Annotated in this window: 11 protein-coding genes; 10 read left to right on the forward strand and 1 reads right to left on the reverse strand. The window is 49.1% G+C overall.

All coding sequences use genetic code 11. The annotated features are described in order from the left end of the window. Positions 1 to 62: 62 nt before the first annotated feature. Positions 63 to 2,009: a tetratricopeptide repeat-containing glycosyltransferase family 2 protein gene (locus tag VF724_RS11935; RefSeq protein ID WP_371754475.1), complete on the reverse strand. Its 1,947-nt coding sequence runs from the start codon at positions 2,007 to 2,009 to the stop codon at positions 63 to 65. A 167-nt stretch (positions 2,010 to 2,176) separates the two neighbouring features. On the opposite strand from VF724_RS11935, the gene VF724_RS11940 reads away from it, so the two are divergent. From VF724_RS11940 to argD, 10 genes are all read left to right on the forward strand, one after another. Beyond that, entirely contained in the window at positions 2,177 to 4,123 is a 1,947-nt protein-coding gene (locus VF724_RS11940; RefSeq protein ID WP_371754476.1) for a glycosyltransferase, read from the forward strand. Between the two features lie 265 nt (positions 4,124 to 4,388). Next, a complete protein-coding gene (locus VF724_RS11945) occupies positions 4,389 to 4,586 on the forward strand; it encodes a cold shock domain-containing protein (RefSeq protein ID WP_371754477.1) in 198 nt (65 codons plus the stop codon). A gap of 243 nt (positions 4,587 to 4,829) precedes the next feature. Then, a complete protein-coding gene (gene hpf / locus VF724_RS11950; RefSeq protein WP_371754478.1) occupies positions 4,830 to 5,387 on the forward strand; it encodes a ribosome hibernation-promoting factor, HPF/YfiA family in 558 nt (185 codons plus the stop codon). Positions 5,388 to 5,887: 500 nt separating this feature from the next. Then, positions 5,888 to 8,395 (forward strand): preprotein translocase subunit SecA, encoded by a 2,508-nt coding sequence (secA, locus tag VF724_RS11955; RefSeq protein ID WP_371754479.1) that lies wholly within the window; start codon positions 5,888 to 5,890, stop codon positions 8,393 to 8,395. Between the two features lie 52 nt (positions 8,396 to 8,447). Next, positions 8,448 to 9,555 (forward strand): peptide chain release factor 2 gene (gene prfB, locus VF724_RS11960; RefSeq protein ID WP_371754521.1). Its coding sequence is split into 2 segments (ribosomal slippage): positions 8,448 to 8,519 and positions 8,521 to 9,555, totalling 1,107 coding nucleotides; the frame shifts between segments, so codons are not numbered across the junction. A 288-nt stretch (positions 9,556 to 9,843) separates the two neighbouring features. Continuing rightward, positions 9,844 to 10,728: a YitT family protein gene (locus tag VF724_RS11965; protein ID WP_371754480.1), complete on the forward strand. Its 885-nt coding sequence runs from the start codon at positions 9,844 to 9,846 to the stop codon at positions 10,726 to 10,728. Positions 10,729 to 10,885: 157 nt separating this feature from the next. Continuing rightward, on the forward strand, positions 10,886 to 11,932 hold the full coding sequence (gene argC / locus VF724_RS11970) for an N-acetyl-gamma-glutamyl-phosphate reductase (RefSeq protein ID WP_371754481.1): 1,047 nt from the start codon (positions 10,886 to 10,888) through the stop codon (positions 11,930 to 11,932). Between the two features lie 63 nt (positions 11,933 to 11,995). Continuing rightward, positions 11,996 to 13,222, forward strand: coding sequence for a bifunctional glutamate N-acetyltransferase/amino-acid acetyltransferase ArgJ (argJ, locus tag VF724_RS11975; RefSeq protein WP_371754522.1), 1,227 nt, complete (start codon positions 11,996 to 11,998; stop codon positions 13,220 to 13,222). A gap of 54 nt (positions 13,223 to 13,276) precedes the next feature. Next, positions 13,277 to 14,074, forward strand: a complete 798-nt coding sequence (gene argB / locus VF724_RS11980; RefSeq protein WP_371754482.1) for an acetylglutamate kinase — start codon at positions 13,277 to 13,279, stop codon at positions 14,072 to 14,074. A 32-nt stretch (positions 14,075 to 14,106) separates the two neighbouring features. Next, positions 14,107 to 15,297 (forward strand): acetylornithine transaminase, encoded by a 1,191-nt coding sequence (gene argD / locus VF724_RS11985; RefSeq protein WP_371754483.1) that lies wholly within the window; start codon positions 14,107 to 14,109, stop codon positions 15,295 to 15,297. Positions 15,298 to 15,314 lie beyond the last annotated feature (17 nt).

Genomic DNA, 15,314 nt, shown 5'->3' on the forward strand with positions numbered 1-15,314 from the left:
ATATCGAAAAAATCGTTTGAATTGTTTAGCTTCATAGAAAATAAATTGATTTCATTATGGGATTAAAGAGACGATAATATAGATAGATTTCGGCAGGACGGATATATTTCGAATAATTTTTCCTTCACGGCAAATTTATTGTCTTTGTCCCTGCAAGTTTGCAGGTATAAAGTAAATAGCGGGATCGAAGCGGAATGCTGGTCAATCGCCTGCTGCAATAGCAATAACCCGTCTTGATATTCCCCTTGATTGATGAAATGCCGTCCTATGAATTCGAGTCCATTCGCTTGAAGGGCACCTTTTTCGAACAGCATGGAATAATAGTCGAAAGCAATATCTTTATAACCGTGCGCGCTGAAGTAATCTGCCAATCGGTTCATCACGTCCCAGTTTTTGATTTTTGCAACAAATCGGTCGTAAGCTTCGAAATACCCGGATCTGAATAAATCGATAGCAATTGCGGTTGCATGGCCAATCTCGTCTTCCGTCTCGACTTGTATCTCGTCTTTCACAAAAAAATCTTGAGCCAGATGAAGCTTATTCAATAGGTCAGGGTCTACTTCGTGAATATGGGCGAGATAAGCGGGTTCATTCCAGGCGATGGCGGTATTCAGAAGCTGGCTCGATGTGTGCTCCGCATGTTGCTCCCCTGTTGAGAAACGGGGAATCGTTTCATCGAAGGATTTGCGATCATGCTTCAGAAAATAATATTTCAATTTTATGTTATGGGATAAAGGAATTCCGCTTTCTAAACAAGCCTCATAATAGGTGTCCGCCAACGTCGGATTGCCCAATAAAATCGAGGTTTGCAATAGAAAAAGACGGTTTCCGGGATTGGACAGCGGATACAGTTTTTGAAGGAAGGAGACTATTTTTTCTGCGGGTTCATGAATCTGCAATAGTTCACAAAGCTCAAAAAGGAATTGAATCTGATTCGGATTGATTTGCAACAGTTTCGTTAAATAAAAAACCATTTTTTCAAGATCGTCGTCCGTTCGGGCTATCTGATACAAAATTTGGTATGGAATCCGGTAGCCATAATCTGGCTTGACTAAAGCGAAGGAGCGTTTGCTGCGTTCGGCTTCTTCAGCCAATCGCACGCAGGTTTCAAGAAGCTCTTGGGCTTTATCATAGAAACCGAAATGATGAAAGAATAAACCGGAAAGACAGTAATAATCCACATATTGGGGATATAGGGATAACTGTTTTTGGATTAGTGCAAAAGCGTCTGTTAAGCGACCAAGCTGCAAGTAAGTTGAAATTAAATCGTCGATGCAAAAAGGAAGCCAAATGTTGTCCGGTTTTGCCCGATCGTATGCTTTTTGGAGATAATACAAGGCCTTTTTGTAATTCTTCGCATTGATATATTCTCTGGCCAGCGTAAAATTTTCATAGGCATTAAGCTTCTTCTGACCGACTAATTTTTCGGAAAAAATATTCATATTGCGCTCTGCTTTGTTTTGTCGGATGGAGACGTCACTCAAATAACCTGTATGATAAATGCGCAAAGGAAAAGAATCATACTTCAATTCACCGTGAAGATACCGCAGTTGTTCGTGAATCGGGCTGGAATAGTTAATGTCCGGATGATTCGGAAACAGACGGGCCCCGGTGGATTCGATTATTCCGCTAACTAGACGTTCGGATTCTCCTGTATAGTTAATAATAGGCAGCAGATAAACGACCGGAACGGTGGGGTTCGCTTTGATCAGGTAGTCTCGGAGCGCTTGAAAATCCTCTTCGGAAACATATTCATCCGCGTCAAGCACCAAAATCCATTTTCCCGTTGCCTGTTGTATGGAGTAATTGCGTGCCGCCGAAAAGTCGTTCACCCATTCGAAATCGTAAACATGTTCGGTAAATGACTTGGCAATTTCCTTGGTTGAGTCGGTTGAGCCTGTATCGACAATGATGATTTCATCGACCAGGGTTTTAACGCTCTTCAGGCATCTTCCCAATACTTTTTCTTCATTTTTCACAATCATGCATAACGATAATAATTTTTTCATAGTTCCTCCGCAGTAAATTAAGCTCTATTAGTAATATCGACATATTTCGTGATAAACATCAGTGGTTTTTGTTAAGGATTTTATATAATTTTACCGATAAAATATTATGATATGAAAGGTTTAAGAGTTAAGGTTAATACTTTTTATAACAATTAAGGAGAAGTTTCATGCAACCAAAAAGGGTATTAGTAGGAAGTCCTGTTAATCAGAGTCCGGAAATTCTTAAGCATTTCCTTTTGTCATTAAGTGAATTAAATCAAAAACATCCCAAACTTGACTTCCTATTCATTGATGACAATGAAGATAAAGAGTCAAAAAGACTTCTTGTTGATTTTAAAATGAAGGAAAACTGTGTCACGATTATTGAAAGCGCTCGACTTGGTCAAGAGATCTCCATGAAATATATCAGAAATGATCAGACTCATATTTGGACGGAACCGTTGACATGGAAGGTGGCTGCCTTTAAGGATTATATCATTCAACAAGCCCTCGATTCGAATTACGATTATTTATTTCTGGTGGATTCCGATTTGGTTTTACACCCTGACACGATTGATTCCTTAATTCAGTCCAACAAACCCATTATTTCCGAAATCTATTGGACCAAATGGGACTCCTTTTCTGAAGAATTACCCCAGGTGTGGCTACGGGACCAGTATGATCTATTCCAGAAGGGCCGCGAGGAAAAATTGAATGAACGGGAAATTCAGGAGCGTACTGGCAGATTTATTAAAATGCTCAGGGAACCGGGTGTTTATAAGGTTGGCGGTCTGGGGGCTTGTACTTTGATAAGTTGGGGGGCTATGACAGCGGGAGTCAGTTTTAAAGAAATATATAATGTATCTTTTTTGGGCGAAGATCGGCATTTCTGTATAAGAGCTGCTGCTTTGGGATTTGAACTGTTCGTGGATACGCATTATCCGGCATATCATATTTACAGAGAGTCGGAATTGGATGGTTTAGAGCAGTATAAAAAAGAGAATGAACAACGCGTTGTTATTAATCAGAAGTTAAAATTGATACAAACGGTAAAGTCGGGAATCGAAGGATTAGGCACTTTTCATTACAAGAATGGATACTCTCGGGACTGGAGGCCATTTTATGATGAAAGTATGATACAGCAATTAAGTTTGGAATTTGTGGAAAATCGTTCGATGTATATTGCCGAAAACGTTTCTGTCGATGCTCAAGTTGCGGATTGCGATGTAATAAAGCTTGATATGAACGCAGGCACTGCAACTGTAGAGTATCTGCTGACCAATAAAGGATTTAAAAATCATGAAAGTTTTTATGAACAATATCGATGCGAATCCGATCTTATTGCCTCGCCGAATGGTGATTGGCTGATTGAATCCATCCATGTGAAAGATTCTGTCAGGACGGTTGAAATTCCGATGGTCCGCATTGCTAAAGACAATAACAACAAACTGACTTTATCCATGGTGATCAAAAATGAAGCGGGTCGTTATTTGGAAAAGGTCCTAAAGGAACATAAACAGTATATTGATGAAGCCGTTATTATTGATGATGGAAGTACGGATAATAGCGTGGAAGTGTGCTTTGCCATTCTGAAGGATATCCCGGTTCACCTTGTCCAAAACAAGTCATCCAAATTTGGGAATGAAATTGAATTGAGAAGACAACAGTGGGAGGAAACGCTCAGAATGAACCCAGACTGGATTCTAAATCTGGATGCGGATGAACATTTTGAACCCAGGTTTTTTGAATCCGTACATGATCTGATTAACCAGCAAAAATTCGATACGATCTGCTTCAGATTATACGACTTTTGGGATGATGAGCATTACCGGGAGGATGAGTTTTGGAGAGCTCATATGTCTTATCGTCCTTTTCTGATAAGATATCAGCCCCATTTTAAATACCAATGGAATGAAAGCGCGCAACATTGTGGACGGTTCCCCCAAAATGTGTTGGAGTTACCGTCGGCCAAATCGCAGCTTCGTTTAAAGCACTTGGGCTGGTCTAGAAAAGAGGATAGGATCCATAAATATAACCGTTATATGGCGCTTGATCCCAATGGTCAATATGGATGGAAAGAGCAGTATCAATCAATTTTGGATGAACAAGTGAATTTGGTGAAATGGATCGAATAATTCAAGCTATCCTGTGGACAGTGTGGATAACTCTGTGAATAACCAATGAAAATAAGCTTTCATATTGTTAAGAAAATGTGAATAGCGAAATTTTCTGATTTGTCGGGTGTGAAGGCTTCAAACAAACCGGGAATTCGATGGATGGATTGCGGCCAACCTGTTTATAATTTACAGCGTTCAATTGACTTTGCCCTTGGCGAGTGATATATTCAGGTTGTAAGCGATATAGCTTACATCGATTTGAGAACGAAGGGAATGTGTTCGCATGCAAGGAAGAGTTAAATGGTTTAACGCAGAAAAAGGTTACGGTTTTATCGAAACTGAGCAAGGTGGAGATGTATTCGTACACTACTCCGCCATCCAAACCGAAGGCTTCAAGACCCTCGAAGAAGGTCAAGCCGTGGAATTCGATATTGTGGAAGGCGCACGCGGTCCGCAAGCAGCGAATGTTGTCAAACTGTAATGACAGCTTCCGTGCCGCTATTGAATAGAGTTTTTCCTTGAATAACGAATTCGGTAGCAGCAAGCGACGCCCGGGAATGCATCCCGGGCTTCTTTTTGTTTGTGTCCGTCACCGATTCGTCATGAAATGAAACGGACATGGTTTTGATGGGAAATCGGGAATATGATATATTAAAGATGTATTAAAATTAGCTTAAAAGAGGATGAAGAACGTGTAAGGAAGTTCAGTAAAGGAGGGGTTTCCATGAAGTACAACATTCGCGGAGAACGGATGGAGGTAACCGAAGCTTTACGTGAGTATGTGGAAAAAAAGCTAAACAGGTTGGAAAAGTATTTCGACACTCCCCTTGAACCTGAAGTGCATGTAACAATGAGCGTCATTAAGGATTTGCAGACCGTGGAAGTGACGATCCCTTTAACCGGGGTGGTTCTTCGCGCGGAGGAGCGCAATGAGGATATGTATGCCTCCATCGACCTTGTTGCGGATAAGCTGGAACGGCAAATTCGCAAGCATAAAACAAGAATCAACCGCAAATTCCGGCAGGAGGGCGGATTGAGATCTTTAATTAAAGAAAATTTCGAAAACGGCGTAAGCCGCTATCTGGAAGAGGATGAAGACGAATTTGAAGTGGTGCGCAACAAGCGGTTTCCGCTGAAGCCGATGGACATTGAGGAAGCGATTCTGCAGATGAACATGGTCGGCCATAACTTCTTCGTTTTTTCCAATATGGAAACGGCAGAAATCAACGTGGTTTACAAGCGCAACGATGGGAAATACGGCTTGATCGAGCCCGCCAAATAAAAAGCAGCAACAATCGCAGCACTCAAGCGCCGGGTCCGATTTCGGGTCCGGCGCTTTTCAGAACGAAGGCTTGAACCAAAGAATCCGGACTGATGTCCCCCTCCATTTTGCAAGATTCCGCACTAATAAGGTAAAATATTGCAAAGTATTTCATTTATTGCAGAACAATCCAGAATAATGCAGCTCATTACATGAATAGTGCGGCATGCTGCACCCCCTTAGCCGATAGGCTGTTTTTCCGCCGAGCTGCCGCATGCGGGCTGCCGTTCGTCAGGCCACTGCACCGCCTAGCCGCCGTTCTTGCCACGTTTCTTTGAAACTGGTACAATTTATGAGTACGTTTTTACCATGTTTGACAAGGCAAATGAGGACTTTTCACTGAAAGCGGGCTTTGAATTAACTTTCTGAAAACGAAAAAACCGTTAAAGCGTCGGTATTTTTCGTTTTCAGAAACAGCAGAAGTGGCCCGCTTTCAGTTTAACTCGCGAAAGGAGTTAACCATGCTGGGACTCGTAAAGAAAATATTCGGGGATTCAAATGAACGCGAACTGAAGCGGATGTTGAAAACCGTTGAAAAAATTAATGAGCTGGAGCCGAAGACCGAAAGTTTGACGGACGAGCAGCTTCGGGACAAAACCGATGAATTCAGAACGCGGCTGCAGCAAGGCGAAACATTGGACGACCTGCTGCCGGAGGCGTTTGCCGTCGTCAGGGAGGCTTCCAAACGGACGCTGGGCATGCGTCATTTTGATGTGCAGTTGATTGGGGGCATGGTCCTCCATGAAGGAAGAATTGCCGAAATGAAAACAGGGGAAGGAAAAACCCTGGTGGCGACGCTTCCCTTGTATTTGAACGCCTTGTTGGGCAAGGGAGCCCATCTCGTGACGGTGAACGACTACCTGGCTACGGTGGGTAAGGAAACGATGGGACGGGTCTACAATTTTCTCGGGCTTACCGTAGGAATAAACCTGAACGGCCTATCGCACGAGGAGAAGCAGGAAGCTTACAACTGCGACATCACATATGGGACGAACAATGAATTCGGCTTCGATTATTTGCGCGACAACATGGTGCTGTACAAAGAACAGATGGTGCAGCGTCCGCTGTATTATGCGATTATCGACGAAGTCGACTCGATCCTGATCGATGAAGCCCGGACGCCGTTGATCATTTCCGGCCAAGCCGCAAAATCGACGGAATTGTACGGCAGGGCGGACCATTTTGTCAGCAAGCTGGTTCACGAAGAAGATTACACCATTGATATAAAGATGAAATCGGTCACCTTGACCGAGAAAGGCGTGGAGAAAGCCGAGAGGGCGTTCGGGATCGATAACCTGTTCGACCATCAGCATGTGACCGTCAACCATCACATTACCCAGGCGCTGAAAGCGCACGCCATCATGAAGCGGGATGTCGACTACGTCGTACAGGACGGCGAAGTGGTCATCGTCGACGAATTCACCGGCCGTTTGATGACGGGACGCCGCTACAGCGACGGATTGCATCAGGCGATTGAGGCGAAGGAAAAGCTGAAGGTGCAGCATGAAAGCATGACGCTGGCGACGATCACCTTCCAGAATTACTTCCGGATGTACCGCAAATTGTCGGGAATGACCGGTACGGCGAAAACAGAGGAAGAGGAATTCAAGAAAATCTACGGCCTGGACGTAATAGTGGTGCCCACGAACAAGCCGATGATCCGCAAAGACCAACCGGATGTGGTTTATAAAACGGAAGCCAGCAAGTTCCGTATGGTGGTGGAGGAAATTGCCGAGCGCCACAAACGGAATCAGCCGGTATTGGTCGGCACGGTATCCATCGAAAATTCGGAATTACTGTCCGGATTGCTGAAGAAAAAAGGCATTCCCCACCAAGTGCTAAATGCCAAGTACCATGCGGAGGAGGCCGAGATTGTCGCCCGCGCCGGGCAGCCCGGAGCGATAACGATCTCCACGAATATGGCCGGACGGGGAACCGACATTCTGCTGGGACCCGGTGTTCCGGAGCTCGGCGGCTTGCATATTATCGGTACGGAGAGGCATGAAAGCCGAAGAATCGACAATCAGCTTCGGGGACGCGCAGGACGGCAGGGAGATCCGGGCTCTTCGCAATTTTACCTGTCTTTGCAGGATGAGCTGATGCGCAGATTCGGCGCTGAGAATATCATGAACATGATGGATCGGTTCGGCTTCGAGGAGGACCAGCCGATAGAGAGCAAGCTGGTAACCCGTGCGATCGAATCGGCTCAGAAGCGGGTTGAAGGAAACAACTTCGATTTGCGGAAAGTGGTCCTTCAGTATGACGATGTCATGAACCAGCAGCGGATGATCATCTACAAGCAGCGCAGGGAAGTGCTGGAATCGGAGAATATCAGCGACGTTGTTCTGGGAATGATCGATTCGTCCATTGAACGTTTGGTTCAAGCCCATTGTCCGGACGAGCAGGTGCCGGAGGAATGGGATCTTCAGTCGATCATCGATCATGCCAACGGTACGTTTCTGCATGAAGGTCAGCTGGCCGAGAAGGAGCTTCGCGGCAAGGAAAAGGAAGAAATCGTTGAAACGATCAAGGAATTGGTCAGAAAATTATACCTGCAGCGTGAAGAACAGATCGGGCCGGAGATCATGCGCGAATTCGAGAAGGTCGTCGTGCTTCGCGCCGTAGACAGCAAATGGATGGATCATATCGACGCCATGGATCAGCTTCGCCAAGGGATTCATCTCAGGGCCTACGGCGGAAGCGATCCGCTGCGCGAATACCAATTCGAAGGCTTCGAGATGTTCCAGCAAATGATCGAAAGCATTCAGGAGGAAGTTTCCACTTATATCATGAAAGCGCATGTGGAAAGCAACATCGAGCGCGAAGCGGTAGCTGAGGGCCAAGCGGTCGATCCGAATGCGGATGCCGTCAAAAAGCCGATCCGCCGCCGGGAAGAGAAGGTCGGCCGCAACGAGCCCTGTCCTTGCGGAAGCGGCAAGAAATACAAGCAATGCCATGGCGCTTCTTAAGCATCGCGATTCATCGCGAGCCCTTAAATACTTTTTAGAGGTGAACCTAATGCTGATTGATCCGGAAATCAAACAGGATTTGAGAGATATGACGAAAAGAATCAACGATTTAAGGGGGTCTCTTTGACCTCGATCTGAAGCAGGAGCACATTGATAATTACGAGGAAAAGATGGCCGCGCCCGACTTTTGGGACGATAATGAAAAGGCGCAGAAGATTATTTCGGAATTGAATGCGATCAAATCGGTGACTGAGCGATTCGACGAAATTTCTTCGGAATACGAGGAACTGGAGCTGATGCTGCAGCTGGCCGAGGAAGAAAATGATGAAAGCCTCGTTCCCGAGCTGCGGGAGGGAATCAAGAAGCTGCTCGCCAAATTGGAAAGCTTTGAGCTGCAGCTTCTGCTCAATCAGCCTTACGATAAATATAACGCCATTCTGGAGCTGCATCCCGGAGCAGGCGGCACCGAATCGCAGGATTGGGCGGAAATGCTGCTCCGCATGTACAGACGATGGGCGGACGATCATGATTTTAAGGTAGAGGTGCTGGATTTTCTGCCCGGAGACGAGGCTGGCGTCAAAAGTGTCACCCTGCTGATCAAAGGACATAATGCATACGGCTACCTGAAAGCTGAAAAAGGCGTGCACCGGCTGGTGCGGATCTCGCCCTTCGACGCTTCCGGAAGACGGCACACATCGTTCGTATCCTGCGATGTCATGCCTGAAATCGACGATGACATCGAAGTGGAAGTTCGGCCGGAGGATTTGAAGATCGATGTGTATCGTTCCAGCGGCGCGGGCGGACAGCATATCAATACCACGGATTCCGCCGTGCGTATCACCCATATTCCGACGGGCATCGTCACTGCCTGTCAGACCGAAAGGTCGCAGATCCAGAACCGCGAGCGCGCGATGAAGATGCTCAAGTCCAAGCTCTATGAACGAAAGATCGAGGAGCATCAGAAGCATTTAGCCGAAATCCGCGGCGAGCAAATGGAGATCGGGTGGGGCAGCCAGATCCGTTCGTACGTTTTTCATCCGTACAGCATGGTAAAGGATCATCGCACTCTGACGGAAACGGGCAATGTGCAAGCCGTCATGGATGGCGAAATCGATATGTTTATCGATGCCTATCTGCGCAGGCAGATCCGGCACGAATAAACACCGTCAAGAATCGTCCGATGAATTGTCCTGCGCGAACATTGCTCTGTGAACATTGCAGAAGTCATCCAATATGAAAAATCATATAGAAATTTTACTAATTGGGTAAAATCGGGGAATCTGTATGAAATTTCATGCAGATTCTTCCCTTTGAATTCTAATTCCGATTGTTCTGTCTGATAAATCATATAGATACCCCCAAAAAAGGCCACCCTACTTCATATAGACTTGCGGGAAAGATCCATACTGCTGACGGAATGAATGGATTGATGAGAAGGAGGAAGCCGATTGCCAAAGGCTGTCAAGCGGAGGAAAGATCCGATCATAAAATCGGGAAGTCCTGTTCACTTCTTGCTGGAATACGGCTTGCTGTTCGCCGGATCCTTGGTTATTGCGCTCAGTTTCAACCTGTTTTTAAATCCGAATCGGATCGCTTCCGGCGGGGTGGCAGGAATTTCGACCATCGTTGAAGCCGTGTGGGGGATACAACCGGCGCTCACCCAGTGGGCGCTCAACATCCCCCTGTTTTTGCTGGGAGTTGTGCTGCTGGGAGGGAAATTCGGGGTCAAAACGGCTGTCGGCTCGGTGATTCTGCCGTTTCTCGTACTGATCACCTCGCATATCGAACCGCCTACCAAAGATGTTCTGCTTGCGTCGATCTATGGGGGCATCGGAATCGGAGTCGGTTTAGGGCTTGTTTTTCGAGGCCGGGGTTCGACGGGCGGACTCGATTTGGCTGCACAAATCCTGCATAAATACACGGGAGTCAGCCTTGGTCTGGCGATTGCTCTGCTGGACGGAATGGTCATTCTGACGGCTGGGATCGTATTTTCACCGGCAAACGCGCTTTATGCAATGATCGGCCTGTTCGTTACCAGCAAAACCATCGATGTGGTGCAGTTGGGGCTCTCTACCTCCAAAGTCGCCTACATCATTACGGAGAAAACGGAGGAAATGTCGGCCGCCGTGCTGTATGATCTGGACCGCGGTCTGACCCGGCTGTCGGGACAAGGTGGGTATACCGGCGATGTGCGTCCCGTTTTGATGGTGGTCATTTCCAATCGCGAGGTCAGTAAAATCAAGTCGGTGGTAAGGTCGGTTGATCCGCGGGCTTTTATGATACTCAGCGACGCCGCGGAGGTTTTTGGCGAAGGGTTTAAACTGCATGTTTAAACCGGTATAATAGATGCTGGCGGACAGAGAAGATGATTGAATTATTATTCAAACAAATGTATAATGATACATATTAATTTGTTGAGACGGAACTTTTGGGGTTCTCGTTTTTCTTTGTTTAATGGCGATGCTTAAGCTCAGAGAGGAGAGAAGTGGCATGAATTCTTTAAGGGTGGCGATTGTCGGTTCCACGGGCTACGGCGGCGTCGAATTGATTCGCCTGCTCCTTCAGCATCCGAAAGTGACGATTGCGTCCGTAATCTCGTCATCGAATTCGGGAGTATCGATCGCTGAAGGATTTCCGCATTTGCAGGAAATTTTATCCGATGAGCTCGACCCGATCGACATTGATTTGATCAAAGGCAAAGCGGATGTCGTGTTTACCGCTACTCCGTCAGGCGTCAGTACGGAGCTGATTCCCCGCCTGCTGGAGGCCGGTCTGAAGGTAATCGATCTATCGGGCGATTTCCGTTTGAAATCGGGCGAACTGTACGGTCAGTGGTACAAACATAAAGCGGCCGAGCCGCAGTATTTGGAGCGGGCGGTTTACGGGCTTGCCGAGCTGTTCGGGGAGGAGGCCCGTGGGGTGGATTTCATTTCCAATCCGGGCTGCTATCCTACAGCAGCGGCGCTGGGCTTGGCCCCAGCTCTTGCGGCCGGCTGGATTGATCCGGATTCCGTCATTATTGACGCCAAATCAGGGGTTTCCGGCTCCGGCAGGGGATTGAATCTGTCCGCACATTTTTCGGAAGTGAATGAGAATTTCTCGGTTTACAAGGTGAACCGCCACCAGCATATACCCGAGATTGAACAGACGCTGTCCCTGATTGCCGGCAGGGAGATTACCGTTACGTTCACCACTCATTTGGTTCCGATGACACGGGGCATTATGTGCACGATGTATGGATCCTTGAACGGGGACCGTACGGAGGAGGATTTGATCGAGCTGTACCGGAAGTACTATGAAGGGCGGCCTTTTGTCAGAATCCGCGGCAAGGGCAAATGGCCCGCAACCAAGGAAGTCGCCGGCTCCAATTACTGCGATATCGGATTCGCCGCGGACCGGAGAACGGGCCGGCTCACCATTATTTCCGTCATTGACAATATCGTAAAAGGAGCCGCCGGCCAAGCGGTGCAAAATTTGAATTTGATGATGGGCTGGGATGAACAGACGGGGCTCCGTCTTACGCCTATTTTTCCTTGATCCGCATGCGGCTTAGAGAAAAAGCCATTTTTGATATAAATTGAAGGACCGGTGAACATGAAGATGATGAATCAGAGCGCATTCAGCGTTGTAGAGGGCGGATCTATCACGTCTCCGAGGGGGTTCGGAGCAGGGGGTCTGCACTGCGGATTGAAGAAAACGGATCGCTACGATCTAGGGGCGATATTCTGCGAGGTGCCGGCTGTGGCGGCCGGCGTATATACCCGCAATTTGTTTCAGGCGGCGCCGCTGAAGGTGACCCGCAGCAGCATCGCGGTTGAAGGAAAGCTCCGGGCGATGGTGGTCAACAGCGGCAATGCGAATGCTTGCACAGGCCAACAGGGGGAGGAGGACGCCTTCCGGATGCGGTCAGTCGCCGCGGAGGCATTCGGCCTGCCTGAACACTACGTGGGTGTGACTTCCACAGGGGTGATCGGAGAGCTGCTGCCGATGGATAAAGTGGTAAGCGGGCTGAGGCGGCTTCCCGCCAAAGTGAGCGGACAAGGTGCGGAGGATTTCTGCCAGGCGATTCTGACCACCGATTTGGTGCGGAAGATGCTGTGCGTGCAGCTGGAAGTGGATGGGCGAACCGTTTATATCGCCGGCGCAGCGAAGGGCTCCGGCATGATCCATCCGAACATGGCGACGATGCTCGGTTTTCTCACCACCGATGCGAATATCGAGCAAGGGGTTCTGCAGAAGCTGCTTAATGAAGTGACCGATGCCACTTTCAATATGATTACCGTTGATGGAGATACCAGCACAAACGACATGCTCGTGGCGATGGCCAGCGGGCTGGCGGAGCATGCACCGATCGCTCCCGGCCATCCGGATTGGGAAAAGTTCGCTGCGGCATTTCGGCATGTGGCCGAGCATTTGGCCAAAATGATTGCGAGAGACGGCGAGGGAGCCACCAAGCTGATCGAAGTGAACGTGTTCGGCGCGGTTTCCGATGAAGCCGCCAAGTCCATTGCCAAGACGGTGATCGGTTCCAGCCTGGTGAAATCCGCCGCATTCGGGGCGGATGCAAACTGGGGAAGAATCATTGCGGCGGTGGGCAGAGCGGGACAGCCGGTCAACACGGACACAGTGGACATTTTTGTCGGCGATATTCAGGTGCTGCGGCAGTCCCGGCCGGTTCCTTTTGATGAAGACGAAGCTTTGGAGTACTTGAGGGGCGAGTCGGTGCGCTTTGACATCCACCTTCATATGGGCGAAGCGAATGCGACGGCTTGGGGCTGTGATTTGACCTATGAGTATGTGCGGATTAATGCCGCTTACCGGACATGACGTTTGAAGCGAAATAAATGCCGCTTTGGACAACATTGAGGGGAGGGTTGAGGAATGGGGCAAGCTTGTTTTGTGATGAAATGCGGCGGCAGCACGCTGGCCGAGCTGCCCGATCTGTTTTACCGGGACTTGCAGAAACTGCAGTCGGAAGGCATGATTCCGGTTATTGTGCATGGGGGAGGTCCGGCGATCTCCGAAATACTGTCCAAGCTGAACATCGAGACCGAGTTTGTGAACGGACTGCGCAAAACGAATGAAGCGGTGCTGGATGTGGTGGAAATGGTTCTGTCCGGCAAAATCAACAAGGAGATCGTGCGCAAAATCCAGCAGAACGGCGCCAAAGCGCTTGGCCTGTCCGGCGTTGACGGAATGCTGATTCAAGCGGAGCCCGTCGAGAACGCAGCGGAGGTCGGCTTCGTCGGCGAGGTAACGCGGGTGAATGCGGAACTGCTTCAAAGCATCATCGGTCTCGGATTTATGCCGGTTATTGCTCCCTTGGGATTGGACCTGCACGGACAACGATATAATATCAATGCCGACACGGCGGCCGGAGCGGTCGCATCGCATCTCGATGTGGAGCAAATGATCGTCGTCACGGACGTCCCCGGTATCATGAACGGAGATAAACGAATTCTTCCCGAGGTCACAGTGGACAAAATTGACGGGATGATCCGCTCGGGAGAAATCTACGGGGGCATGATTCCCAAAGTGCGGGCGGCGGTGCAGTGCATCCAGGGTCAGGTCAAACGGGTCGTCATCGTCGATGGCAAGGAACCGGGGATCCTCAGCAGGGTACTTTCCGGCGAAAGGATCGGCACGCGCATTGTCAAGGATGTTGGGGCAGAACGCTAAACTTATATTGAATGTGAAATGGAGGAATCGCGATGAATCAGGACGGAAAGAGTGCGCTGTTTCCCACTTATTCCCGGTACCCGATCGCGCTGGTCAAAGGCGAGGGGAGCCGCCTGTGGGATGATCAGGGGAAAGAATATATCGATTTCATGAGCGGCCTGGCGGTAACGAATCTCGGCCATGTGCCGCAGCGGGTGAAGCAAAAGCTGGTGTCGCAGCTGGATCAATTATGGCACGTCTCCAATTTGTTTCACATTCCGAATCAGGAGCAGCTGGCGCAAATGCTCACGGACAACAGTTGCGCGGATCTGGCGTTTTTCTGCAACAGCGGCGCGGAAGCCAATGAAGCGGCAATCAAGCTGGCCCGCCGGTATAACCGGAAAGTGCTGGGAAAAGAGCGGCACGAGATCATCACGTTCCAGCAGTCGTTCCACGGCCGGACGATGGCGACGCTGACGGCGACCGGTCAGGACAAGGTCAAGGACGGTTTTGCGCCGCTGCCGGAAGGCTTCGTATATGCCCCGTATAATGATGCAGACGCGTTGGAGAGCCATATTACCGAGCGCACCTGCGCGATCATGCTGGAAATGGTCCAGGGTGAAGGCGGCGTAAATCCGGCCGATGAGGATTTCGTGGAGGAAGTCGTTCGTTTGTGCGAGCTCCACGGTCTGCTCCTGATTGTCGATGAGATTCAAACCGGCATGGGCAGAACGGGCAGATTATTCGCCTATGAGCACTACGGAATCGAGCCGGATATTATCACTTTGGCCAAGGGTTTGGGCAGCGGATTTCCGGTGGGCGCGATGCTCGGCAAAGCCAAGCTGAGAGAAGCTTTCACCCCGGGCAGCCATGCGACCACCTTCGGCGGAACGCCGATTGCGACGGCGGCGGGGATCGCCACGCTGGAAACGATGCTGGAGGAGCAAATACCGGAACGAGCGCACGCGTTGGGGGAATATGTCGTGAAGCAGCTCGGCGATCGGCTTCGGGGGAATTCGCTGGTGAAGCAAATTCGCGGCAAAGGGTTGATGATCGGGATTGAATGCGCGGAACCGATTGGCGAGCTGATTGTGGAGGCCCAACGGGAAGGACTGCTTGTCGTGCCCGCCGGACCGAATGTCATCCGGCTGCTGCCGGCTTTGACGATTCCGCAGGAGGATCTGGACCGTGGTCTGGAAATTCTATGCTCCATTTTGGCGAGAAAATCCGTATCCGCCGTATAGCGGATTCGTAGAGAACA

This window comes from Ferviditalea candida (assembly GCF_035282765.1).
Lineage (GTDB): Bacteria > Bacillota > Bacilli > Paenibacillales > KCTC-25726 > Ferviditalea > Ferviditalea candida.

Coding starts and splice junctions, on each gene's coding strand:
- VF724_RS11935 (WP_371754475.1), bottom strand. CDS start 2,009: ATGAAAAAATTATTATCGTTATGCATGATTGTGAAAAATGAAGAAAAA.
- VF724_RS11940 (WP_371754476.1), top strand. CDS start 2,177: ATGCAACCAAAAAGGGTATTAGTAGGAAGTCCTGTTAATCAGAGTCCG.
- VF724_RS11945 (WP_371754477.1), top strand. CDS start 4,389: ATGCAAGGAAGAGTTAAATGGTTTAACGCAGAAAAAGGTTACGGTTTT.
- hpf (WP_371754478.1), top strand. CDS start 4,830: ATGAAGTACAACATTCGCGGAGAACGGATGGAGGTAACCGAAGCTTTA.
- secA (WP_371754479.1), top strand. CDS start 5,888: ATGCTGGGACTCGTAAAGAAAATATTCGGGGATTCAAATGAACGCGAA.
- argC (WP_371754481.1), top strand. CDS start 10,886: ATGAATTCTTTAAGGGTGGCGATTGTCGGTTCCACGGGCTACGGCGGC.
- argJ (WP_371754522.1), top strand. CDS start 11,996: ATGATGAATCAGAGCGCATTCAGCGTTGTAGAGGGCGGATCTATCACG.
- argB (WP_371754482.1), top strand. CDS start 13,277: ATGGGGCAAGCTTGTTTTGTGATGAAATGCGGCGGCAGCACGCTGGCC.
- argD (WP_371754483.1), top strand. CDS start 14,107: ATGAATCAGGACGGAAAGAGTGCGCTGTTTCCCACTTATTCCCGGTAC.